This is a genomic window from Loktanella sp. DJP18 (assembly GCF_049310965.1).
GTDB lineage: Bacteria > Pseudomonadota > Alphaproteobacteria > Rhodobacterales > Rhodobacteraceae > Loktanella.
In genome coordinates this window covers 13,528-37,398 of sequence record NZ_JBMERN010000007.1, presented here as the reverse complement: position 1 = coordinate 37,398, position 23,871 = coordinate 13,528, and the positions used below count along the sequence as shown (strand labels likewise).

The following is a 23,871-nucleotide window of genomic DNA, read 5'->3' as shown; positions in this document are numbered from 1 at the left end:
GACCGGTTTCAGCCCTGACGGGCCTTGAACCGGGGTTGCGTCTTGTTGATCACATAGACACGGCCCTTGCGGCGCACGACGCGGCAATCGCGGTGGCGCTGCTTGAGCGAACGGAGGGAGTTGCGAACTTTCATCTGAAAGGCTCCTCTTGTCGCGGCGCGGCGGTTGCGCCTTGGGTTAAAGTAAAGGGGACCGTCGCCGGCCCCCCGCGAATTCTGGTGGACGATACTGGGATCGAACCAGTGACCCCTTCGATGTCAACGAAGTGCTCTACCGCTGAGCTAATCATCCATTCCGTTTGCGGATCGACTGCGTCCCTGAACGATCAAGGGCGCGGGCGAAACCGCGTCGGGTAGGCGGTCTATAAAAGGATCATTCGAGGGGATCAAGGGCTTTTGGAGTTTTGTGCAAACGCGCTATCTGTGGAGCGGAACAGGAGCTTTCATGACTCACGCCGCGTATCAGCTTTTCAGTCCAGCGATGCGGTCGACCTGCGTGGTCTTTGCCTCGCCGCACAGTGGCCAGGCCTATACAGAGACGTTTCAGGGCCAAAGCAGGCTTGCCGACGCGGTGCTGCGGTCGTCAGAAGACGCCTTTGTCGACGAATTGTTCGCCGACGCGCCCCTGCACGGCGCACCCTTTCTGACCGCCCTGACCCCGCGGGCCTTCGTCGATTTCAATCGCGCGTCCGAAGAACTGGACCCCGCGCTCATCGAAGGGGTGCGCCGCCTGTCGCCCAATCCCCGTGTCGCCAGTGGCCTTGGCGTGATTCCCCGTGTCGTGGCCGGTGGGCGCGCGATCTACGACGGCAAGATCACGCTGGAACAGGCGCATGGCCGCATCACGCGCCACTGGCGGCCGTGGCATGACCGCTTGCAGACACTGCTGGACGAATCGGGGCGGCTATTCGGGCGGTCGATCCTGATCGACTGCCATTCCATGCCGCACGAGGCGCTGGACGCCGTCGCGGGCATCCGCCCCGACGTGGTGATCGGCGACCGCTTCGGTGCCTCCGCCTCGGCCATCATCGTGGCCGAGATCGAGGCCGCGCTGACCGATGCGGGCCTGCGGGTGGTCCGCAATGCGCCGTTTGCCGGGGCCTTCGCGACGCAGCACTACGGCAAGCCGATCCGCCGCCAGCACGCCCTTCAGATCGAGATCGACCGCGCCCTCTACATGAACGAGGCGACGCTGGAAAAGCGTGCCGACTTCGACGATCTGCGGCGCGTGCTGGGCGCTGTCACGGCCCGGATCGCCGCGATCGGGGCGGCCGACGACCGCGCGCTGGCGGCAGAGTAAGTCACTCCCCTTGCGATGGACGCCATGACCGAATTCATTCCTGCCGACTGGGCGCCTTTCGTGGCTCTGGGTATCCTCGTCCTGCTGTTGTTCGCTTTCATCTGGGAGAAGTATCCGCCCGAGGTGACCGCCGCCGGCGGTGCGGCGCTGTTCATCGTGCTGGGACTCGTGCCCATCGACAACGTGATGGGCGTGTTCTCCAACTCTGCGCCCATCACCATCGCGGCGATGTTCGTGCTGTCCGGTGCCCTGGTCCGCACGGGCCTGCTCGAGGCGCTGTCGAACCGCATCGTGCTGCTGGCCGGGGCGCGTCCCCTCATTGCAGGTGCAGTCTTCGTCGCAGCCACGATGATCGGCTCCGCTTTCGTGAACAACACTCCGGTCGTGCTGGTGCTGATCCCCGTCGTCATCCGCCTTGCCCGCGCCCTGGGCATCGCAGAGACGCGGTTGCTGATTCCATTGTCCTACGTCGCGATCCTGGGCGGCACGCTGACGCTGATCGGCACCTCCACCAACATCCTCATCTCGGGCGTGGCGGCTGAACAGGGACTTGCCCCCTTCGGCATCTTCGAGATCGCCCCCGTCGGCCTGATCGCCATCGCGGCGGGCCTTGCCACGCTGGCGCTGCTGGGTCCGTTGCTATTGCCGGCCCGCACCGGCGGCATGGACAACGCGGCCAAGCGCGACGCGGTCTATCTGACCGAGGTGCGCGTGACCGATGCCTATGCCAGCCTGAACAAGGCCGTCGCCGAGGTCGTGGACTTTTCACATGCGGGGATTCAGGTGACGGGTATCCGGCAGGGCGGCACCCTGCGCCGCGACCATCTGGCCGATCACGTGCTGAAGGCCGGTGACGAGGTGGTGCTGCGATCCACGATGTCGGAACTGCTGACCCTGCATACGGTCCCCGGCCTGATCACCGGTTACCGGCGCGGTGCCGCGCCGACCACCACCGCCGACGGCGACCTCGTGATCGCCGAGGCGATGGTGACGGGCGGTGGACGGGGCGGCACCCAGACCCTCGACCAGATGTCGATCGGCTACCGCCACGGCATGCGGGTGCTGGGTGCTCATCGCCACGGCCATCAGGTCGGTCCCGACCTGCGCACCGCCCGCCTGCGCCCTGCCGATTCGCTGCTGCTGGAAGGCACGCAGGGGGCCTTCGATCAACTTTCCAGCGCCGGTGACATGATGACGGTGACGCTGTCTTCGGGCCGAGCCTATCGCCGCGCCCGCGCACCCATCGCCTTGATTGCACTGCTGGGGGTCGTCGGCCTTGCCGCGTTGAACGTCGCCCCGATCGAGATCCTCGCGCTGCTTGCCGTCGCGGCCATCCTGATCCTGCGCTGCATCGACAGCGAAGAGGCCTGGGGTGCCATAGACGCTCAGATCATCGTCCTGATCTTTGCCATGCTGATCGTCGGCGTCGGGTTGCAGGAAACAGGGGCGGTGCAGCTGATCGTCGATACCCTGGCACCCGCGCTGGATGGCTTGCCTCCGATCCTGTTGCTGGCGGCCCTTTATGCCGTCACCTCGATCCTGACCGAGATGGTGACGAATTCTGCCGTTGCTGTGATCCTGACGCCGATTGCCGTGGGGCTTGCGGCGCAGGCCGGCGTCGATCCGCGCCCTCTGGTCGTGGGGGTGATGTTCGGGGCCTCTGCCAGCTTTGCCACGCCGATCGGCTATCAGACCAACACGCTTGTCTATGGCGCAGGCGATTACCGCTTCGCGGATTTCCTCAAGATCGGTGTGCCGATGAACCTGATCGTCGGCGCGGCTTCGGTCCTCGCCATCCCGGTGTTCTTTCCGTTCTGACCCTAGCGCAATGCCCGGCCCTTGATGATCGCGTCCGCGCCGAATCGCTGTCGGATCGCGTCCGCCGCGCGCTCGGCCTGCACCCGGCGCGCGGCGTCCGGATCCAGCAGGTCGGCGGTGAGGTCGGCCTCGGTGTCCGGCGTCAGTTCCGACAGGCCGACGCCCAGCAGGCGGTAGGTCGGATGCGGGGCGGCGGCGTCGAACAGCGCGCGGGCGGTGCGATAGATCGTGTCGGCGATCTGGGTGGGATGTCGCAGCGACTGCCGCCGCGTGATCAGCCCGTGATCGGATCGCTTCAGCTTCAGCGTCACGACGCGCCCGGCAATATCTTTGGCCTTGGCCCGTGCGCTGACCTTTTCGGCCATGCGCCAGATGTGACCGTCCAGAATGTCGGTGTCGGCCGTGTCCTCGTGAAATGTCGTCTCGTTCGACAAACCGCGCACCGGCACATGCGCGCTGATCCGGCGACCGTCCTGCCCGCGCGCCAACTGCCACAAGCGGTCACCCATGCCGCCGAACCGGTCGTTCAGGTCGCGCCGGTCCCAGCGCAGCAGGTCGTCGAAGGTGCGGATGCCGGCCTTGGCCAGGCTTTCCTGCCCGACCGCCCCGATCCCCCAGATCAGCCGTACGGATTTGGGGCGCAGGAATTCCGTCGTTTCGGTCACGCCGATCAGCGAAAAGCCCCGCGGCTTGTCGAGGTCGGATGCGACCTTGGCGAGAAACTTGTTGTGAGACAATCCGATGGACCCGGTCAGACCCAATTCGTCCTTCATCCGCTTCACCAGCCGCGCCAGCATGACCGCAGGCGGCGCACCGTGCAGCCGCGCGGTGCCCGTCATGTCCAGAAACGCCTCGTCAAGGCTGAGCGGTTCGACGACAGGCGTGAGGTCGTCCATCATCGCCCGGATCGCCTGCGACGCTTCCACATAGGCGTCGAATCGTGGCTTCACGATCACCGCATCGGGGCACAGCTTCAGCGCCTGAAACATCGGCATCGCGGATTTCACGCCACGGATGCGGGCGACGTAACAGGCGGTCGACACCACGCCGCGCCGCCCGCCGCCGATGATGACCGGCTTGTCGGCAAGGCTCGGGTTGTCGCGCTTCTCGACGCTCGCGTAGAATGCGTCGCAATCCATGTGGGCGATGGTCAGATCGAAAAGCTCCGGGTGGAACGTCACGCGCGGACTGCGGCAGGCCGGGCACCGGCGCGCGGTGTCGAAGGTCGTCAGACAATCGCGGCAAAGGCTGGGCATGGCGACAGGATAAAGGGGAGACTGCGTGGCGACAACGGCAGATCACGCGAAAAGCGACGATGCGTTCGACGGGGCAAAAGTCGCGCTTTTCATCGGCAGCCGCCTGATCGTCATGCGCCGCGACAATCGGCCCGACATTCCCTTTTTCGACATGTGGGATTTTCCCGGCGGTGGACGCGAGGGAGATGAGACGCCGTTCCAGACCGTCGCGCGCGAAACGATGGAGGAAGTCGGCCTGCACTTGCCGCCCGACGCCATATCCTGGCAGCGTGCTTTTCGCCGCACCGGTGACGGCTTGCGGCTCTGGTTCTTCGTGGCACATTTGCCGGCAGTGGCAGAGGCAGAGGTCATCTTCGGCGACGAAGGGCAGTTCTGGCGTCTGGCGGACCCGGACGAAGTCCTGACCTGGCCCGACGTCGCCGGCGATCTGCAACAGCGCCTTGCCCTGTGGCGCGCGGGTGGGCCCGCGTGCGACGCTGCGCTGGCGGGACTGCGGGTCTGACGCGGCCCGGCAGCGTCGCGCCTGCGGCACCCGGTCGCCGGCGGACCCGTGGAGATAGGGGCTGGCGGGCAGGGGGTGCCTGCGGCTAAACCTCACCCGCCAATCGGGGGAATGGACATGGGCTATCTTCTGGGCGTCGATACCGGCGGCACCTACACCGACGCGGCCGTGCTGGACGGTGCCGCGACCCGCGTGCTGGCCAACGCCAAGGCCCTGACCAGCCGCCCGGATCTGTCCATCGGGGTCGCCGGGGCCATCGACGCCGCCATCGCCGCTGCGGGCATCAAGGCGGCCGAGGTCGAAATGGTCTCCCTTTCCACCACACTCGCGACCAATGCGCTGGTCGAGGGGCAGGGGGGGCGCGTCGCCCTGGTCTTCATCGGGTTCGACCCGGACGAACTGGGGCGTGCGGGGCTCGAGCAGGCGTTGCGCGGCGACCCGGTCATCGCCCTGCCCGGTGGCCATTCCCACGCAGGTGCAGAGGTCGCATCTTTTGACGTCGATGCCCTGCGCACCGCTCTCGCGACCCTGACAGGCGTGACCGGCTTTGCCGTCGCCGCCAGCTTTGCCACCCGCAATCCCGCTCATGAACTGGCCGCCGCCGCGGTCATCCGCGCAGCGACCGGCCTGCCCGTCACCTGTTCGCACGAGCTTTCCGCAGCACTTGGCGGGCCAAAGCGCGCGCTGACCGCCGTCCTCAATGCGCGCCTGATCGGCATGATCTCGGGCCTCATCGCGGCGGTCGAGGCGCATCTCGCCGCGATCGGTGTCGATGCCCGCCTGATGGTGGTGCGCGGCGATGGCGCGCTGATTCCCGCCGCGATGGCCCGCTCCCGCCCGATCGAGACGATCCTCTCCGGTCCCGCCGCCTCCGTCGCCGGTGCCGCCTGGCTGACCGATACGCCCGACGCCTTGATCTCCGACATCGGCGGCACCACGACGGATATCTGCCAACTGACCGACGGGCGCCCCCGGATCGATCCGCAGGGCGCGATGGTCGGCGGTTTCCGCACGATGGTCGAGGCGGTGGCGATGCGGACCTGGGGCCTCGGTGGCGACAGTACAGTCTCTGTCGTCGAAGGGCTGTCGGGTGGTTTGCGCCTTGGCCCCCGCCGCGTCATGCCCGTCGCGTTGCTGGCGCACACCCACCCGGACCTCGTGCATCCGGCCCTTGACGCGGCACTCGCACAGGATGGCCCGCCGATGGACGGTGCTGAATTCGTCCTGCCGCTCTGGCACGCCTTGCCCGCGAACCTCGACAAGCGCGAGGCCGCGGTGGCTGCCCGCCTCACCCGGGGTCCGGCCCGCATGGGCGACGTGGTGACGACCCGGATGGAACAGCCCGCCCTGATGCGGCTGGTGACGCGCGGGCTTGCGATGATCGCCGGTGTCACCCCCTCGGACGCGGCCCATGTGCTGAACCTTGCCGATCACTGGGACAGGACCGCATCGGACAAGGCGCTGACCCTCTTCGCCCGCAAACGGCGCGGTGACGGCCAGCGCATTGCCCCCGATTCCGCCTCCCTTGCCCGGCAGATCATCGACCGGGTGACCGCGCAGACTGCCGATTGCCTGCTGCAGGCAGCCTTCGCCGACGACACCCGCGACTGGGGCGAGGTCACGCCCGAACGCCTCGCGTCTCATCCGCTGACGCTGGCGGGTCTCGATGGGCACAGCGGCCTGATCGCCACGCGCCTGCACCTCGGCGTGCCGGTGATCGGCCTCGGGGCCTCGGCGGCCAGCTACTACGGAGCGGTCGGTGACCGCCTTGGCACGCGGATGATCGTGCCGGATCATGCGGATGTCGCGAACGCCATCGGGGCCGTCGTCGGGCAGGTCGTCATGCAGGCCAGCGGCAGCGTCACGGCACCGGGCGCGGGACGCTTCACCGCGCACCTCGACGCCGGACCGCAGACCTTTGCAGACCCGCAGGCCGCAATGGATGCGCTCGAATTGGCCCTGACCGCGACCGCAACGGACCGCGCCCATGCCGCCGGTGTGACCGATCCGCAGATCGCCGTGATCCGCGAGATCAACGCCGCCACCGTCGAAGGGCAGGAGATGTTCTTTGGTGCCGACCTGCGGGTCACCGCCCGCGGCCGCCCCCGCATTGCAATGACCTGATCGCAACGGCCTGACCGCAACCGCCTCATCCACATTCATCTGGCCGGACAAACTCCGGGGGGAGTCGCTTCGCGACGGGGGGCTGGCTCCCCTGCACCCTGTCCACGCGGCCACTCGCCCGCGGTCAGGACAGATCACATGCTTGTCCGGCCGGCGTCACATCTGCCAGGCCGCGCGCGTTTCAATCCCTCACGTTCCCGTAAAGCGGATTGCACACCTGCTGCCCCTGCGTCAGAACGACACGACGACCAAGGAAACAGCAACATGCTCGACCGTCCCGCCCGCCGCCTGATCGACCCGGTCCTGAACCGGCTGGGGCGCGCCTTGGCGGATCGTGGCTGGACGGCGAATGCCGTGACGCTGCTGGGCCTTGCCCTTGGCCTGCTGGCTGCGCTGACCATCGCAATGGGCGCGCCCTGGCTGGCGCTGATCCCGCTGCTGGCAAGTCGGATGGCCGACGGCCTTGACGGTGCCGTCGCGCGCGCGACAGCACGCACGGATTTCGGCGGCTACCTTGATATTGCGTGCGATTTTGCTTTCTATGGGGCGATCCCATTGGCTTTCGTGTTCCATGATGATGCCAATGGTCTTGCCGCCGCGTTCCTGCTGGCCAGCTTCTACGTCAATGGCACCAGCTTTCTGGGTTACGCGATCCTCGCGGAAAAGCGTGGGATCACGACGCAGGCGCAGGGGATCAAGTCGCTCTACTACTCCAACGGCCTGCTGGAGGGGACGGAAACCATCGTGTTCTTCATCCTTCTCTGCCTCTTTCCGACGGCCTTCGCCGCCCTATCGTGGGTCTTTGGTACCCTGTGTTTCTTGACCGCCATCCTGCGCATCCACGGCGCATCCAAGTTGTTCACCTGAAAGGACTGCCATGAAAGCCCTCGCCCTTTTCGCCGCGCTGGCCCTGCCCGCCGCAGCCCACGCGCAAGTCGATCCCGCCGATTGGGAGGCCGTGCTGGCGGACGCACGCGGCCAGACCGTCTATTGGAACGCCTGGGGCGGGTCTACGACGACGAATGATTTCATCGCCTGGATCGGCGACATGGTGCAGGCCGACTACGGCGTGACCCTTGAACACGTGAAGCTGACCGACACCGCCGATGCGGTCACGCGGGTGTTGAGCGAGAAGCAGGCGGGCACCGACGCCGAGGGTGCCATCGACCTGATCTGGATCAACGGCGCGAACTTTGCCGCGATGAAGGACGCGGGCCTGCTCTTCGGCCCCTTCGCCGAACAACTGCCGAACTGGCAGTATGTCGATACAGACGGCAAGACGGTCCAGACCGATTTCACCGTGTCGGTTGAAGGCTACGAATCCCCCTGGGCGATGGCGCAGGTCGTCTTCGACTACGACAGCGCGGACATGGAGCCTCTGGGCTCGATGCAGGCGATCCTCGACTGGTCCTCTGCCAACCCCGGCCGCTTCACCTATCCGCAGCCGCCGGATTTCCTGGGCACGACCTTCCTGAAGCAGGTGCTGATCGATCTCCTCGATGATCCGGCGGTGCTGCAACAGCCCGCCACGGACGATAATTACGCGCAGGTCACGGCGCCGCTCTGGGACTACCTCGACCGACTCACCCCGACGCTCTGGCGCGAAGGCCGCGCCTATCCGCCTACCGGAACCGCCATGTTCCCGCTGATCGCGGACGGGGAAATCGACCTCTCGATCTCGTTCAGCCCGGGTGCCGCGACCGCTGCGATCGCCAACGACGAACTGCCCGACACGGTGCGAACCTTCGTGCTGGACAAGGGCACCATCGGCAACGCGAGCTTTGTGGCGATCCCCTACAATTCGCCGCATGCCGCCGGTGCGATGGTGGTCGCAAACGCCCTGCTGTCGCCAGAGGCGCAGGCCCGCGCGCAGGACCCCAGCATTCTCGGCTACGGCACCGTGCTTGCGATGGACAAGCTGGACGCGGATCAGAAGGCGCTTTTCGACGCGCTCGACCTTGGCATCGCGACCCTGTCGCCCGCCGAACTCGGCACCGTGCAAGCCGAACCGCATCCTAGCTGGATGACCCGCATTGCCGACGACTGGACCAGCCGCTACGGCGTGGCTCGGTAACCTTGGCGCGGCAGCGGCGACAGGACGCCCGGCGACCTGCCGGGCGACGCCGTCCGTCGCGGCAGTTTGCGTCGCCTGTTTGCCGGGCCTGCCGCTCATGACGAACCGCGTCCTGCCCGTTGTCCCTGCCTTGACGCTGGTCGCAATGCTCGGCCCGGTGCTGGCGGGGCTTTATGGCACGGTCCTGCCGGCTTTCGGGCATCTACCCGCCGCCGGGCTGACCGGTCCGAACCTCGACGCCTTTCGCGCACTGGCCGCCTGGCCCGGGCTGCCGCGCAGCGTCACGCTGTCGCTGACGACCGGCCTCGCCACGACTGCGATCGCGCTGACCCTCGTGATGCTGCTGGTTGCAGGCTGGTCCGGCACCCGCGCGTTCCGCGCCCTCGAACGCCTGCTTTCACCGTTGCTCAGCGTGCCGCACGCCGCCGCCGCCTTCGGCCTCGCATTCCTCATCGCACCTTCGGGCTGGGTCGCGCGGCTGTTGTCCCCTGCAGTGACCGGCTGGACCAATCCGCCCGACTGGCTGATCGTGCAGGACCCCTGGGGTCTGACCATGACGCTCGGCCTTGTGGTAAAGGAAATGCCCTTCCTGCTGCTGATGACTCTCGCCGCCCTCGCGCAGACCGACGCGGCGCGCGCGCGCCAGATCGCGGCGGCCCTTGGATACGGGCGCACGACCGGCTGGCTCAAGACCGTTTTTCCCCGCGTCTATGCCCAGATCCGCCTGCCGGTCTACGTCGTGCTCGCCTACGGAATGAGCGTCGTCGATGTCGCGATCATCCTTGGTCCCAACACCCCGCCGCCGCTGTCGGTGCAGATCGTAAAGTGGATGGGTCAGCCCGAATTCACCGCGCGCCTGCTGGCCGCCGCCGCCGCCCTGCTGCAACTGGCGCTTGTGGTAGGCGCGCTCGTGCTGTGGCGGGTCGGAGAGAGCGTCGTGGCCCACCTTGGCCGGTACTGGATCGCCAGTGGCCATCGCGGCGCGCGTGACGGAGCGGTGCGCGCCGTCGCCTTGACCGCTGGCAGCCTGTCGGCGCTGTCGGTCCTGCTGGGCCTCGCCGTGCTCACGGTCTGGTCCTTCGCCGGCTTCTGGGGTTTTCCCGATGCGCTGCCCGATGCCTTCACGCTGAGGACATGGATGCGGCAGGCGGACGGCGTGCTGTCGGCATTGTGGGAAACTGCCCTGATCGCCGCCGTGGTGACATTTGTTGCCCTGACCCTGACGATCGGCTGTCTGGAGGCCGAGTACCGCCAGCGCCGCACCTTGACCCAACGTGGGCTGTGGCTGCTGTATCTGCCGTTGCTGGTGCCGCAGACGGCGTTCCTGCCGGGGCTACAGACCTTGCTGCTGAACGTCGGGGCCGATGTCGGACGCCTGCCGGTCATGCTGGCGCATCTGGTCTTCGTGCTGCCCTACGTCTTTCTGTCGCTCGCCGATCCGTTCCGCGCCTGGGACAGCCGCACCGGCATGGTTGCCGCAGCGCTGGGTGCCTCGCCCGACGGCGTGCTGTGGTGCGTGCGGATGCCGATGCTGCTGCGCCCCGCGCTGACCGCGCTCGCCGTGGGCCTGTCGGTCAGCGTCGGGCAATACCTGCCGACCCTGCTGATCGGCGGCGGCCGCGTGGCCACCCTGACGACCGAGGCGGTGGCCCTGTCGTCCGGTGGCGACCGGCGGGCCATCGCGGTGTTCGGACTGATGCAGACCGGGGCGGCACTGGTGCCGTTCGCGCTGGCCTTGCTGATCCCCGCGCTGGTCTGGCGCAACCGCAAAGGACTGCACCATGGATAGGGGCCTGACCCTCGACCGCATCGCGATCCAGAAGGGTGGCGCACCGCTGGTCGCCCTCGACCGCCATATCGCGCCGGGTGAGGTCGTCACCGTCATGGGTCCGTCCGGTATCGGCAAGTCGACGCTGCTGTCGGTCGTCACCGGCACGCTGCCACCGGCCTTCAGCTTTACCGGGCGGGTAAGGCTGGACGGTCACGACATCACCGACGAACCGCCGCACCGCCGCAGGGTCGGTATCCTGTTTCAGGATGATCTGCTGTTCCCGCACCTGTCTGTGGGCGCGAATCTGGCGTTCGGCCTTGCCCCCGGCGGCAGCCGCGCCATGCGGCGCAACCGCGTCCGGCAGGCGTTGGCCGACGTGGAGCTTGACGGTTTCGCCGACCGGGACCCCGCAACGCTGTCGGGCGGGCAGAAGGCGCGCGTCGCCCTGATGCGGATGCTGCTGTCAGACCCCTGCGCCCTGCTGCTGGACGAGGCATTTGGCCGTCTGGACACCGCCCTGCGCGCACAGGTCCGCGCGCTCGTCTTCGCCCGCGCCCGCGACCGGGCCCTGCCCGTGCTGATGGTGACGCATGATGCAGAGGATGCCGCCGCCGCCGGGGGCGAGATCGTGACCCTCGGCGCGTGACGCAGGCGACGCAAGCGGCGGCGCTGCCCCCGTCGCATGCCGCTAATCCCCCGGGTGATTCTCGACCAGAAGAACGTGTCAGAGAAGGTCGGTGTCGGATTCCGCGGAAGGTGACCAGCCCGCGCGGCGCGGCACACGTGCCACCAACATCGCCTTGACCAGCGGATTGCGAAACCGGGTCAGGTCCAGCGCCTCATGCACGCCGGTGACGACTTCGCCGTTCAGCCGGGTCGCGACGGCGGATCGGCTGTAGAACGGCGCGTCCAGCATGGCCAGCACCTGCTGCGGTGTCGTGCCGGGGTCGGCCCGCGTCTCTCGCCTGATCCGCCAGCCTGACCGTTTGAAGTCCGTTCGCGGCGGCGCGGCGACGTGGCGGGCCGATCCGTCCGGGCCGAAGGCGATCGCGGTGTCGAACCGGCTGCCGTCGCGGCGCACGGCATCGTAGAAACAGGTCGCCCCCGCCGTCGTCGGATACCGCCCCCAGGTCCAGAAGTCGAAATAGGCCTCCAGCGCGCGGGTGCCGAAGTTGGCGTCGAAATAGCCGTGGCCGGACCATTGCCAGCCCGGCGCCTCCAGCGCCACCGTGATGTCGCTGATCGGCGCGAAGGGGCGCCAGACATGCGCGCCGTCCGCCGTCAGCGGCAGTTCGACCTGCGTGATCGCACGCGGCGTCACCGTGATCGTGCCGCGCACGCGGCTGATGACGGGCGGGCCGCTGACCTCGTCGATGGTGATGACCAGCGAGGTGCCGTTCCAATGCATCCGCGACGGACCGACGGTCAGCGTGTCCGGCGTCGTCGTCAACGCCGCACGCCCCCGGTCGGTCATCGTGAACCGTCCGCCCGGCCCGTAGGTCGCCACGTTGATGCAACAGTGATTCTCCGGATACTGCCGCCCCGACCAAGCATACCACGGGCTGAACACCGACCCGATGAACCCTATGACGGAAACGGCCTTTTGCCCGTCGTCGCTGATCCCGTCGACATACCACCAGGCATAGCCGTCCGGTGGGACGTCGAGGTCGAAGAAAGGTCGCTCAGCATCGCGCCGACCGCATGCCGGGCGGAGAGCGTGGCCATCGGCACCCCCGCCCCCGGGTGCGCCCCCCCGCCGCACAGATAAAGACCCGGCACCGCCGTCCGCGCGGTCGGTCGCTTCAGCGCTGCCGTCAGGCCCTGTGGGGATCGCCCGTAAAGCGATCCGTCCGATCCCGGGAACAGGCGGGCAAAATCCGCCGGTCCCGTCACCGTCACCGGTCCGGGCGAAAACGTCAGGCCAAAGCGGCGCAACGCGTCGAACATCAGGGTCTGACATGAAAATTCCTCGTCCTTTCGCCCGCGTGTGACGGGGGCGGCGTTGCGGATGATCTCGAACCGTTGCAGGGCACCGGGGGCGGCATCGTGGTCCTGCGCACAGATGTAGAGCGTGGCGTCGGTCGGCACCGCGCCGCGTGCGATGGCATCGAACTCGGCCTGCGGGTCAGCGGCGAAGAACACCGTGTGATGCGACAGCGGCACGCCCTCGGGGACGGCGGCAAAACTTGCGACATGCGCCGACAGACTGCGCGGTGTCACCGACCCGGTTGTGACGGCGGCTTTCGGCGCGTCGCCCAGCAGACCGTCAAGCAGCGCCTTGGGGTCGCCGTTGAACAGCACCATGCGGGCCGGCAGGGTGGCGCGGTCGGTCACGACCCCGCTGACGCGCCCGCCCTGCTTCACGATACGGCGCACCGGCGTGTCGTAGAGGAAGGTTGCGCCAAAGCCTCGCGCCAGATCGGCCAGCGTCGTCGCCAGCGCGTGCATCCCGCCGTCCACCGTCCAGACGCCGCGCGCCTCCGCCTCCCAGATCAGCGAGAGCAGGGCAGGGGACGCACCCGGCATTCCGCCGACATAGGTCGCATAGCGGGCAAATAGTTGCGCCAGTCGCGGATCGCGGAACGCGGTTTGCACCAGCCCGGCCAGCGTGCGGTGCGGGGCCATGTCCGCCAGCAGGCGGGGCTGGCTCAGGACGCCTAGCGCCAAGGCGGTCTGCGAGGGGTCTGCCGCCTGCATCATCGGTCCGTCGAAGGCGGCGAACAGTCGCGCCGCCCGCGCGCCAAAGTGGCGGAAATCGTCGGCGCTGGCGGGGCCGAAAGCCTCCGCGATCCGCGCGGCGCTGTCCTCGGCATCTGCCATCAGGTCCAGCGTCGTGCCATCAGGCCAATAGTGTCGCGCAAGCGTATCCAGCGGGCGCAGCGTCACATGATCCTCCAGCCGCAAGCCGACATCCGCGAACAGGTCGTCGAAGACCGGCTTCATCGTCAACACCGTCGGCCCGGCATCGACGGGGCCGGCCTGCGTGGGCAGGGTCCGCATCTTGCCGCCGGGGGTCGCCAGCGCCTCGACCACCGTGACGATACAGCCCGCATTCGCCAGCCGCACGGCCGCCGCCAGCCCGCCGATCCCGGCCCCCACTATCACGATGTCCGCCGGTGTCTCCATGCTGCCGAGTGTTGACTCGGAATCGGAATGTGTCCAGTCTGGTTTACATATAGTATGTCAGTTTCATATGGCATTCGTTGAGGAGGGTGTCCATGCGCCTGGCAGATCGGATCGACGCCGCCGTAGAAGCCGCCATTCGCACGGGGCAGGGCGGCGTCGCCCCCGCACGTCTGGCCGCGGCCTTGAATTACGCCGTGACACCCGGCGGCGCGCGCATCCGCCCGACGATCCTGCTGTCCGTCGCGATGGCCTGCGGCGATGACAATCCTGCACTCGCCGATACGGCGGCCGCCGCGCTCGAGGTCATTCACTGCGCCAGCCTCGTCCACGACGATCTGCCCTGCTTTGACGACGCCGACATCCGGCGCGGCAAACCTGCCTTGCACCGGGCATTTGGCGAACCGCTTGCCGTGCTGACCGGCGACAGCCTGATCGTCATGGGGTTCCAGTTGCTTGCTCGCACCGCCCCCGCCGACCGCGCGCTGGCGCTGATCGACGTCCTTGCCACGCGCACCGGGATGCCCTTCGGCATCTGCGCCGGCCAAGGGTGGGAGAGCGAGAGCCAGATCGACCTTGCCGCCTATCACCGCGCCAAGACCGGTGCCCTGTTCATCGCCGCGACCCAGATGGGGGCCATTGCCGCCGGTCAGGACGGCGCGCCCTGGGCCGAGCTTGGCGACCGCATCGGTGAAGCGTTCCAGGTCGCCGACGACCTGCGCGATGCCCTGTGCGGTGCCGAGGAGCTGGGCAAGCCCGCGGGGCAGGACGACCTGCATGGCCGCCCCAATGCCGTCGCGCAGCTTGGGGTCCACGGCGCTGTCGCCCGTTTTGACGATGTGCTGGCTGCTGCGATCTCCTCCATCCCTGCCTGTCCGGGAGAGGCGGCGCTGGCCCAGATGGTCCGCACCTACGCCGATCGCCTCGTGCCCGCCGTCGCCCGCAGCGCCATTCCCGGCGAATGACGGCGCAGGCGGACAGGGTGCCGCGTGCCGCGCGCCCGGGCCTGCGTCAGCGCCTAATTCGCCTCGTTGCCGATCCCGCCTTTCAGGCCCGCGCCGCCCGCGTGCCGCTGCTGCGCCGCCTTGTCCGCCGCGAGGGCGAGGCGATGTTCGACCTTGTCGCCGGGTTCTGCCACAGCCAGATCCTGCTGGCGCTCGTGCGGCTCGACATTCCCGCGCAACTGCTGGACGCCCCTGCCGACACCGCCACGCTGGCCACCCGGTCCCACGTCCCGCAGGACCGCATGATCGTGCTGCTGAACGGGGCCGCGTCCCTTGGCCTGCTGCGGCAATCGCGGGACCTGTGGTCCCTGACGACGCGCGGCGCGGCACTTGCCGGTGTGCCGGGTCTGCAAGGCATGATCGCGCATCACGACGTCCTTTACCGCGACCTGACCGACCCCGTCGCGTTTTTTCGGGGCGGGGTCGAAACAGAGCTTGCCGCCTTCTGGCCCTATGTCTTCGGCGCGGGCGGCGCGACCGACGCCCGCGTGACGGCGACCTATTCCGCCCTCATGGCCGACAGCCAGCGCCTTGTCGCCGCCGACACCATCGCGGCCGTGAACTGGCAGCACAGCAGGCGGGTTCTGGATGTGGGCGGCGGCACCGGGGCGTTCCTGACCGCGCTGGGGCAGTCGCAGCCGCATCTTCACCTCGACCTCTTCGACCTGCCCGCCGTCGCACCGGACGCCGCATCGCGGTTCGACCATGCGGGTCTGACCAGTCGCACGACGATCCATGCGGGGTCCTTCCGCGACGATTTGCTGCCTTGCGGCGCGGATACCATCACGCTGGTCCGCGTTCTTTATGACCACGCTGATTCGACGGTCCTGACCCTGCTGCGCGCCGTTCATGCCGCCCTGCCGCCCGGCGGACGCCTGATCGTGTCCGAACCCATGACCGGCGGCCCCGCGCTAAACCGCGCGGGCGACGCATACTTTGCGCTTTATTGCATGGCGATGCGCACCGGGCGCGCCCGCTCTGCCACTCAGATCGAAGCGCTGCTGCGGCAGGCAGGCTTCACCGATCCGCTGCGCCATGCCCCGGTCGCCCGCCCCTTCATCACCTCGGTTCTGGAGACTGTCAGGCCAAGTTGACACTTTTGATGTCTAAACTGATTGACACATTGCCGTGTCCAGTTAAAGTTACAGGAACACCGGCGCGGATCGACGCGCCCATCGACACCGGGAGGGGCCAAGATGATCCGCACGACCGCCGTCCTCTTGCAGGCTCCTGGTCAACTGTCGCTGGAACAGGTCGGCCTGAAGGCCCCCGGTCCCGCCGATGTCACCGTGCAGATCCATCATTCCGGCATTTCGACCGGCACGGAAAAACTGTTCTACACCGGCGCGATGCCACCGTTCCCCGGCATGGGCTTCCCGCTTGTCCCCGGATACGAGGCTGCGGGCGAGGTGGTCGAGGCTGGTCCCGACGCGGACATGCCCGTCGGCACCCACGTCTTCGTGCCGGGCGCCAACTGCTACGACGGTGCCTTTGGCCTGTTCGGGGCTGCAGCGCGGATCGTGACCACCACCGCGACCCGCGTCACGCGCATCGATGCGGGTCTCGGGGCCTCCGGTGCCTTGCTGGCCCTGGCCGCCACCGCGCGCCACGCCATCGCTGGACCCGGCAAGGCCGTCCCCGACCTGATCGTCGGCCACGGCACCCTTGGCCGCCTGCTGGCCCGCCTGACGATCCTGTCCGGCGCACCGGCACCGACCGTCTGGGACATCGATCCCGCCCGCCGCAGCGGTGCCGCAGGGTATGACGTCATCGACCCCGCCACCGATACGCGCCGCGACTATGCGTCGATCTATGACGTCTCCGGCCAATCCGCGCTGCTGCCCGACCTGATCGGCCGCCTCGCGCGGGGCGGAGAGATCGTCCTCGCCGGCTTCTATACCGAACCGCTGTCCTTCGCCTTTCCGCCTGCCTTCATGCGCGAGGCGCGCCTGCGCATCAGCGCCGAATGGCAACCCGCCGACATGATCGCTGTCCGCGCACTGGTCGAAGCGGGCGATCTGAACCTCGCCGATCTCATCACCCACACCATGCCCGCAACGCAGGCATCCGACGCCTATCGGACCGCCTTCACCGACACGTCCTGCCTGAAAATGATCCTCGATTGGAACGCCGCATGAAAGACGAAGTCCCGAACCTGCGCGACTACGACAAGGCCCTGCGCGACGAGGCTGCGGCGGAACCGACGCTGGAGGTGCCGCAGGGTGCCCCTACGTCCAAGACCCAGATCATCGCGATCTACGGCAAGGGCGGCATCGGCAAATCGTTCACCCTCGCCAACCTCAGCCACATGATGGCAGAGATGGGCAAGCGCGTGTTGCTGATCGGCTGCGACCCGAAATCCGACACCACCTCTCTGCTGTTCGGCGGCAAGGCCTGTCCCACGATCATCGAAACCTCTTCGAAAAAGAAGCTCGCAGGCGAAGAGGTGCAGATCGGGGATGTCTGTTTCAAGCGCGGCGGCGTCTTCGCGATGGAACTCGGCGGACCGGAGGTCGGTCGCGGCTGCGGCGGGCGCGGCATCATCCACGGCTTCGAGCTGCTGGAAAAGCTGGGTTTCCACGATTGGGACTTCGACTACGTCCTGCTTGATTTCCTGGGCGACGTGGTCTGCGGCGGCTTCGGCCTGCCCATTGCCCGCGACATGGCGCAGAAGGTGATCCTCGTCGCCTCCAACGACCTGCAATCGCTTTACGTCGCCAACAACGTGTGTTCGGCAGTGGAATACTTCCGCAAGATGGGCGGCAACGTGGGTGTGGCCGGGCTGGTCATCAACAAGGATGACGGCACGGGCGAGGCGCAGGCCTTCGCTGCCGCCGTCAAGATTCCCGTCCTCGCCGCGATCCCGCAGAACGACGATCTGCGCAAGAAATCCGCGAACTACCAGATCGTCGGCACGCACGAATCGCAATGGGGTCCGATGTTCGAAGGACTGGCCGAGGCCGTGGGCATCGCCCCCCCCGTCCGCCCGACACCGCTGGACCAGGATGGCCTCCTCGGCCTCTTCGACAGCAAGGACACGGGCGGCGACTACCAGCTCGTGCCCGCGACCGACATCGACATGCGCGGCAAGCACGGCACACCGAAAGCGAGCCTGGAGGTCATCTACGATGACGCGTGAGGGCTTCCACGTCAGCAAAGATGCGGATGGCACCGTGCTGGTCGCGGCTGCCCCTGGTTCTTCTGGTGAAAAATATCCCGGGGGAATCGGCTTGCCGACGGGGGCAGAGCCCCCTGCGACGGCCGGCCTCTGTTCCGCGACGTCCGAACTGGACAGGGCCGCCCGCGCCGCCGGCCAATCCGACCTGCTGGATCGCTACGCCGCGGACTACCCCAAAGGCCCCCACGACCAGCCGCAATCCATGTGTCCCGCCTTCGGCTCGCTCCGCGTCGGTTTGCGGATGAAGCGGGTTGCGACAGTGCTGTCCGGCTCTGCCTGCTGCGTCTATGGCCTGACCTTCGTGTCGCATTTCTACGGCGCGCGCCGATCCGTCGGCTATGTCCCGTTCAACTCCGAATCCCTTGTCACCGGCAAACTGTTCGAGGACATCCGCGAAAGCGTTCACGAGATGGCGGACCCCGCGCGATACGACGCGATCGTGGTCACGAACCTGTGCGTGCCGACCGCCTCCGGCGTGCCGCTGCGGCTGTTGCCGAAGGACATCAACGGCGTGCGGATCATCGGAATCGATGTGCCGGGCTTCGGCATCCCGACCCATGCCGAGGCAAAGGACGTGCTGGCCGGCGCCATGCTGAACTACGCCCGGCTCGAGGCCGAATCCGGCCCGGTCGCCCGCCCCGCCTCTGCCGCCGAGAACCGTCCGAGCGTTGCCTTGCTGGGCGAGATGTTCCCGGCCGATCCGATGATGATCGGCGCGATGCTGGCCCCGATGGGTCTGGCCGCCGGTCCGGTCGTGCCGACTCGCGAATGGCGCGAACTTTACGCCGCCCTCGACTGCGGTGTCGCCGCGGCGATCCATCCGTTCTACACCGCCAGCGTACGCGAGTTTCAGGCCGCGGGCCGCACCGTCATTGGCTCGGCCCCCGTCGGCCATGATGGCACCGCCGCCTGGCTCGCCGCGATCGGTGATGCCTACGGAATCGCCGCCGACCGGATCGCTGCCGCACAGAACGCCTTTCTGCCTGCGATCAAGGCCGCGCTGATGGGTGCGCAGGTCAAGGGCACGGTCACGGTGTCCGGTTACGAAGGGTCCGAACTGCTGGTCGCGCGCCTGCTGATCGAAAGCGGCGCGGATGTGCCCTACGTCGGCACCGCCTTGCCGAAAACGCCTTGGTCCGCCGTCGATGCGGACTGGCTGCGGGCCAAGGGTGTGACGGTGAAATTTCGCGCCTCGCTCGAGGATGATCTGGCCGTCATGGAGGGTGTCTGCCCGGATCTTGCCATCGGAACGACTCCGATTGTGCAGAAGGCCAAGGAAATGGGCATTCCCGCGCTGTATTTCACCAACCTGATTTCCGCACGTCCCTTGATGGGACCCGCCGGGGCGGGCAGCCTGCAACAGGTCGTCACCGCCGCGATGGGTGGTAAGGGCCGCATGGACACGATGCGCGCGTTCTTCGAGGGCGTGGGGTCGGGCGACACGGCGGGCATCTGGGAAGGCGCGCCGAACCTGCGCCCCGATTTTCGCGCGCAGCACCAGAAGAAGCTGGACAAGCAGGCGCGCGCGGCTGCGGCGGAGCAGATGATATGACCGCGGCGCCATTCTTCAGGGGGGCGGCGGGCCCCGCCCGCCAACCCATTTCGGGGCTTTGCCCCGGACCCCAGAGTTTATCTGGCCAGATGAACGGGGGGCGCGCATCATGCTGGTGACGGACCACGACCGCGCTGGTGGCTATTGGGGGGCGGTCTATGCCTTCTGTGCCGTGAAGGGATTGCAGGTCGTCATCGACGGGCCTGTCGGCTGCGAGAACCTGCCGGTGACGTCCGTGTTGCACTATACCGACGGTTTGCCGCCGCACGAGTTGCCGATCGTCGTGACGGGCCTTGGCGAAACCGAGATGGGCGAGGGCACCGAGGCTGCGATGAAGCGGGCCTGGGACGTGCTGGACCCAGCCTTGCCCGCCGTTGTCGTGACGGGGTCGATTGCCGAGATGATCGGCGGCGGCGTCACGCCACAGGGGACCAACATCCAGCGGTTCCTGCCGCGCACCATCGACGAGGATCAGTGGGAATCTGCAGACCGGGCAATGACCTGGCTGTTCACCGAATTCGGCCAGACCAAGGGGCGGATGCCGCCGGAGAGAAAGCGCGAGGCGGATGAGGCACCGCGCGTCAACATTCTGGGTCCGATGTACGGCACGTTCAACATGCCCTCCGACCTGCATGAGATCCGCCGACTGGTCGAGGGGATCGGGGCCGAGGTCAACATGGTGATGCCGCTGGGCACCCATCTGGCCGAGATGCGCAACCTCGTGAACGCGGACGTCAATGTCTGCATGTACCGCGAATTCGGGCGGGGCCTGTGCGAGGTGCTGGGCAAGCCCTACCTTCAGGCCCCCATCGGGATCGAACAGACAACGCTGTTCCTGCGTCGTCTGGGGGAGTTGCTGGGGCTGGACCCGGAACCCTTCATCGAGACCGAGAAACATTCCACGCTGAAGCCGGTCTGGGACCTGTGGCGGTCGGTGACGCAGGATTTCTTTGCCACCTGCGAATTCGCCGTGGTCGCGAACGAGACCTATACCCGCGGCATCCGCAAATACCTCGAGGGTGATCTGGGCTTTCCCTGCGCCTTTGCCGTCGCCCGCACCCGCGGCAAGAAGACGAACAACGACGAGGTGCGCCACCTGATGCACACCAAGCGGCCGCTGATCGTCATGGGGTCGATCAACGAGAAGATGTACATGGCCGAGATGAAGCAGGGCTTTGGACCGGCACCGGCCTTCATCCCCGCCAGTTTCCCCGGTGCCGCGATCCGCAGGCATACCGGCACGCCCTTCATGGGCTACGCCGGCGCCACCTACCTGCTGCAGGAGGTGTGCAACGGACTGTTCGACGCGCTGTTCCACATCCTGCCGCTGGGGTCAGAGATGGACGCGGCCCCCGCGACACCGACCAACCAGCGGCAACTGTCGTGGGACGTCGATGCGCAGGCGGCACTCGACCGCATCGTGGCGACGCACCCGATCCTGACGCGGATCTCTGCCACGAAGACCTTGCGCGACGCGGCCGAACGGGCCGCGCGCGACGCCGGATGCGACCGGGTGGCGCTTGCCACCGTCGCCACACTTGAAACCACGACGGGAGGAAGATCATGACCGACTTCACGACGGACGCGCCCCTGCTGCGTCGCAGCACGGCGGCACCGAAGCGCGAATACTACGCCTACTTCGCGCTGATCTTCGCAGCCACGCTGCCGCTGTCGCTGCTGACCTGGGCGCTGAAGACGGCGCGCTGGATGGAGCTGCCGGAAAAAGGCCCCATCGCGAGCGCCTGGAGCCAGGCCCGCATCATCACGCCGCACATCTTCAGCGCGTGAAACCATTCCCCCGTCAAAGGGGGATACGATTTCGCCTGTCCCAACGGGCGGCGAAGACCCGGCGGGGGAGGAGCCCCTGTCAATACCCGGCCGCGGGGGGTGCGCGGTGTCAGTTCATATTTGGAGACAAAAGATGGCTGATAGAAGTGACCTGTCCTTTACAGGTCTGACGGACGAGCAGGCGCAGGAGTTGCACTCGGTCTACATGAGCGGCTTTGCGATCTTCACGGGGATCGCGGTCGTCGCCCATATCCTGACCTACATTAAACTGCCCTGGTTCAGCTGGTAAGGAAGGAACAACGACATGGCACAGTTCTACAAGATCTGGCTGGTTTTCGACCCCCGCCGCGTTTTCGTGGCGCAGGGCGTCTTCCTGTTCCTGCTGGCGGTGATGATCCACCTGGTTCTGCTCTCCAACCCGGAGACGAACTGGTTGAATCGCGCATTCGGCCCCGAAGTGGTCGCCATAGAGTAGCGCGCCACCGGCACGACCCTGCTGCGGGCGGATCACCGGTTCGCCCGCGGCGAACAGCAGATGAATGAAGGACCGACAGACCGCCCCATGACCGGGCCGAGGCCTGTCCTTTGATGGAGTGAGGGGAAGATGGCACAGCTCAGCTTCGAGAGAAAATACCGGGTCCGCGGCGGGACCCTCGTCGGCGGCGATCTGTTCGATTTCTGGGTGGGGCCTTTCTATGTCGGCTTCTTCGGGGTCACGACGTTCTTTTTCGCCGTGCTTGGCACAATTCTGATTTTCTACGGTGCCAGTCAGGGTCCGACGTGGAATCCCTGGCTGATCAGCATCGAACCGCCCAGCCTCGAGATCGGCCTGGGGGCGGCACCACTGTTGCAGGGGGGGCTGTGGCAGATCATCACGATCTGCGCGATCGGTGCTTTCGTCAGCTGGATGATGCGCGAGGTCGAGATCTGCCGCAAGCTGGGCATCGGGTATCACGTCCCCTTCGCCTTTGGCGTCGCGATCTTTGCCTACGTTACGTTGGTGGTGATCCGGCCGATACTGATGGGGGCCTGGGGATACGGATTTCCATACGGCATCTTCAGCCACCTCGACTGGGTGAACAACACCGGCTACGCCTACGGCAACTTCCACTACAACCCCGCCCATATGGTCGCGATCAGCTTCTTCTGGATCACGGCGCTGGCGCTTGCGTTGCACGGATCGCTGATTCTGTCGGCGATGAACCCGGAACGGAAGGGCGACGTCGTCAAGACGCCGGATCACGAAGACACCTATTTCCGCGATCTGATCGGCTACTCGATCGGGCCGCTGGGCATCCACCGTCTGGGCCTGTTCCTGGCGCTGATGGCCGGGTTCTGGTCGGCGGTCTGCATCGTGATTTCCGGCACCATCTGGTTCCAGGAATGGATCGTCTGGTGGGACTGGTACTACGAACTGCCCTGGTGGGTGAACCTGTGATTGGAGGGATGAGACATGGCTGAATATCAAAACATCTTCACGGCCGTCCAGGTGCAGGGTCCCGTCGAACTGGGGGTCGCCGCCGACGCCACGACGAACTACGAGCGCACGGACAAGGCCCGGTTTTCGACCCTTGCGGGAATCTTTGGCAACGCGCAGATCGGACCCGTCCACCTTGGCCCCTACGGGCTGGTGGCGGTGGTCGGCTTCGCGACCTGGTTTTTCATCATCGGGATGAACTTCTGGGCGCAGGTCGACTACAACCCGGCGATCTTTCTGCGCGACCTGTTCTGGCTGTCGCTCGATCCGCCGGCACCGGAATACGGACTGGGTTTTGCGCCACTGAACGAAGGCGGGTGGTGGCTGATCTCCAGCTTCTTCTTCCTCGTCGGGTGCTGTGCCTGGTGGATCAGGACCTATACCCGCGCCACGGCGCTGGGCATGGGACATCACGTCAGCTGGGCTTTCGCGGCGCTGCTGTGGCTGATCTTCACGCTCAACCTGTTTCGCCCGATCCTGATGGGTAGCTGGTCAGAGGGCGTGCCCTACGGCATCTTCTCGCACCTGGACTGGACCAACCTGTTCTCGATCACCTACGGGAACCTGTTCTACAACCCGTTCCACGCGCTTTCCATCGCGTTCCTTTACGGCTCTGCGCTGCTGTTCGCGATGCACGGCGCCACGATCCTCGCTGTCAGCCGTTTCGGCGGCGACCGGGAGCTGGAGCAGATCGTCGACCGCGGCACGGCCACGGAACGTGCGGCCCTGTTCTGGCGCTGGACCATGGGCTTCAACGCCACGATGGAAGGCATCCATCGCTGGGCGTGGTGGTTCGCGGTCCTGACGCCACTGACGGGCGGCATCGGTATCCTGCTGACGGGAACGGTCGTCGACAACTGGTATGCCTGGGCGCAGGTCCACGGCTATGCCCCGAACTTCTGAAG

At 66.9% G+C, this 23,871-nt stretch carries 23 protein-coding genes and 1 tRNA gene; 19 read left to right on the top strand and 5 right to left on the bottom strand.

The window, feature by feature from the left end; genetic code table 11:
* Nucleotides 1-8: 8 nt before the first annotated feature.
* On the bottom strand, nt 9-134 hold the full coding sequence (gene ykgO / locus ACOI1H_RS03420; RefSeq protein ID WP_072857948.1) for a type B 50S ribosomal protein L36: 126 nt from the start codon (nt 132-134) through the stop codon (nt 9-11).
* Nucleotides 135-216: 82 nt separating this feature from the next.
* A tRNA-Val gene (locus ACOI1H_RS03415) sits at nt 217-291 on the bottom strand.
* A 153-nt stretch (nt 292-444) separates the two neighbouring features.
* Here ACOI1H_RS03415 and ACOI1H_RS03410 point away from each other — a divergent pair.
* On the top strand, nt 445-1,299 hold the full coding sequence (locus ACOI1H_RS03410) for an N-formylglutamate amidohydrolase (RefSeq protein WP_422435319.1): 855 nt from the start codon (nt 445-447) through the stop codon (nt 1,297-1,299).
* A 24-nt stretch (nt 1,300-1,323) separates the two neighbouring features.
* Nucleotides 1,324-3,117, top strand: coding sequence for an SLC13 family permease (locus tag ACOI1H_RS03405; protein WP_422435318.1), 1,794 nt, complete (start codon nt 1,324-1,326; stop codon nt 3,115-3,117).
* Nucleotides 3,118-3,119: 2 nt separating this feature from the next.
* Here the strand turns inward: ACOI1H_RS03405 and ACOI1H_RS03400 are convergent, their stop codons facing one another.
* Complete coding sequence (locus ACOI1H_RS03400; RefSeq protein ID WP_422435317.1) at nt 3,120-4,373, bottom strand: DNA polymerase IV; 1,254 nt, start codon at nt 4,371-4,373, stop codon at nt 3,120-3,122.
* A gap of 25 nt (nt 4,374-4,398) precedes the next feature.
* Here ACOI1H_RS03400 and ACOI1H_RS03395 point away from each other — a divergent pair, with 25 nt between their 5' ends.
* The 6 genes from ACOI1H_RS03395 to ACOI1H_RS03370 all read left to right on the top strand — a co-directional run bounded on the left by ACOI1H_RS03395 (nt 4,399) and on the right by ACOI1H_RS03370 (nt 11,490).
* Entirely contained in the window at nt 4,399-4,875 is a 477-nt protein-coding gene (locus ACOI1H_RS03395) for an NUDIX domain-containing protein (protein ID WP_422435316.1), read from the top strand.
* Nucleotides 4,876-4,992: 117 nt separating this feature from the next.
* Nucleotides 4,993-6,999, top strand: coding sequence for a hydantoinase/oxoprolinase N-terminal domain-containing protein (locus tag ACOI1H_RS03390; protein ID WP_422435315.1), 2,007 nt, complete (start codon nt 4,993-4,995; stop codon nt 6,997-6,999).
* Between the two features lie 264 nt (nt 7,000-7,263).
* Nucleotides 7,264-7,866: a CDP-alcohol phosphatidyltransferase family protein gene (locus ACOI1H_RS03385; protein WP_422435314.1), complete on the top strand. Its 603-nt coding sequence runs from the start codon at nt 7,264-7,266 to the stop codon at nt 7,864-7,866.
* A gap of 10 nt (nt 7,867-7,876) precedes the next feature.
* Entirely contained in the window at nt 7,877-9,073 is a 1,197-nt protein-coding gene (locus ACOI1H_RS03380) for an ABC transporter substrate-binding protein (protein WP_422435313.1), read from the top strand.
* Nucleotides 9,074-9,170: 97 nt separating this feature from the next.
* Nucleotides 9,171-10,862 (top strand): ABC transporter permease, encoded by a 1,692-nt coding sequence (locus ACOI1H_RS03375; RefSeq protein ID WP_422435312.1) that lies wholly within the window; start codon nt 9,171-9,173, stop codon nt 10,860-10,862.
* Nucleotides 10,855-11,490: an ATP-binding cassette domain-containing protein gene (locus tag ACOI1H_RS03370; protein ID WP_422435311.1), complete on the top strand. Its 636-nt coding sequence runs from the start codon at nt 10,855-10,857 to the stop codon at nt 11,488-11,490. The genes ACOI1H_RS03375 and ACOI1H_RS03370 overlap by 8 nt, the downstream gene beginning before the upstream one ends.
* Nucleotides 11,491-11,568: 78 nt before the next feature.
* On the opposite strand, the gene crtC is transcribed toward ACOI1H_RS03370, so the two are convergent.
* Together crtC and crtD are read right to left on the bottom strand one after the other, a co-directional pair.
* Nucleotides 11,569-12,465, bottom strand: a complete 897-nt coding sequence (gene crtC / locus ACOI1H_RS03365) for a carotenoid 1,2-hydratase (protein ID WP_422435365.1) — start codon at nt 12,463-12,465, stop codon at nt 11,569-11,571.
* A complete protein-coding gene (crtD, locus tag ACOI1H_RS03360) occupies nt 12,429-13,970 on the bottom strand; it encodes a 1-hydroxycarotenoid 3,4-desaturase CrtD (RefSeq protein ID WP_422435310.1) in 1,542 nt (513 codons plus the stop codon). Before crtD ends, crtC begins: the two co-directional genes overlap by 37 nt.
* A 92-nt stretch (nt 13,971-14,062) precedes the next feature.
* Here crtD and ACOI1H_RS03355 point away from each other — a divergent pair, with 92 nt between their 5' ends.
* From ACOI1H_RS03355 to pufM, 11 genes are all read left to right on the top strand, one after another.
* A complete protein-coding gene (locus tag ACOI1H_RS03355) occupies nt 14,063-14,932 on the top strand; it encodes a polyprenyl synthetase family protein (RefSeq protein WP_422435309.1) in 870 nt (289 codons plus the stop codon).
* Complete coding sequence (locus tag ACOI1H_RS03350) at nt 14,929-16,065, top strand: methyltransferase (protein WP_422435308.1); 1,137 nt, start codon at nt 14,929-14,931, stop codon at nt 16,063-16,065. The genes ACOI1H_RS03355 and ACOI1H_RS03350 overlap by 4 nt, the downstream gene beginning before the upstream one ends.
* Before the next feature lie 105 nt (nt 16,066-16,170).
* Nucleotides 16,171-17,109, top strand: coding sequence for a chlorophyll synthesis pathway protein BchC (gene bchC, locus ACOI1H_RS03345; protein ID WP_422435364.1), 939 nt, complete (start codon nt 16,171-16,173; stop codon nt 17,107-17,109).
* A complete protein-coding gene (locus ACOI1H_RS03340) occupies nt 17,106-18,110 on the top strand; it encodes a chlorophyllide a reductase iron protein subunit X (RefSeq protein ID WP_422435307.1) in 1,005 nt (334 codons plus the stop codon). The genes bchC and ACOI1H_RS03340 overlap by 4 nt, the downstream gene beginning before the upstream one ends.
* On the top strand, nt 18,100-19,701 hold the full coding sequence (gene bchY, locus ACOI1H_RS03335; RefSeq protein WP_422435306.1) for a chlorophyllide a reductase subunit Y: 1,602 nt from the start codon (nt 18,100-18,102) through the stop codon (nt 19,699-19,701). Before ACOI1H_RS03340 ends, bchY begins: the two co-directional genes overlap by 11 nt.
* Nucleotides 19,702-19,810: 109 nt before the next feature.
* Nucleotides 19,811-21,268, top strand: coding sequence for a chlorophyllide a reductase subunit Z (gene bchZ, locus ACOI1H_RS03330; protein ID WP_422435305.1), 1,458 nt, complete (start codon nt 19,811-19,813; stop codon nt 21,266-21,268).
* Entirely contained in the window at nt 21,265-21,489 is a 225-nt protein-coding gene (gene pufQ, locus ACOI1H_RS03325) for a cytochrome PufQ (RefSeq protein WP_422435304.1), read from the top strand. Before bchZ ends, pufQ begins: the two co-directional genes overlap by 4 nt.
* 133 nt (nt 21,490-21,622) lie before the next feature.
* Nucleotides 21,623-21,778, top strand: a complete 156-nt coding sequence (gene pufB, locus ACOI1H_RS03320; RefSeq protein ID WP_422435303.1) for a light-harvesting antenna LH1, beta subunit — start codon at nt 21,623-21,625, stop codon at nt 21,776-21,778.
* A 15-nt stretch (nt 21,779-21,793) separates the two neighbouring features.
* Nucleotides 21,794-21,964: a light-harvesting antenna LH1, alpha subunit gene (gene pufA / locus ACOI1H_RS03315; RefSeq protein WP_422435302.1), complete on the top strand. Its 171-nt coding sequence runs from the start codon at nt 21,794-21,796 to the stop codon at nt 21,962-21,964.
* Between the two features lie 129 nt (nt 21,965-22,093).
* Nucleotides 22,094-22,927: a photosynthetic reaction center subunit L gene (gene pufL, locus ACOI1H_RS03310; protein WP_422435301.1), complete on the top strand. Its 834-nt coding sequence runs from the start codon at nt 22,094-22,096 to the stop codon at nt 22,925-22,927.
* 15 nt (nt 22,928-22,942) lie between these two features.
* Nucleotides 22,943-23,869 (top strand): photosynthetic reaction center subunit M, encoded by a 927-nt coding sequence (gene pufM / locus ACOI1H_RS03305; protein ID WP_422435300.1) that lies wholly within the window; start codon nt 22,943-22,945, stop codon nt 23,867-23,869.
* Nucleotides 23,870-23,871 lie beyond the last annotated feature (2 nt).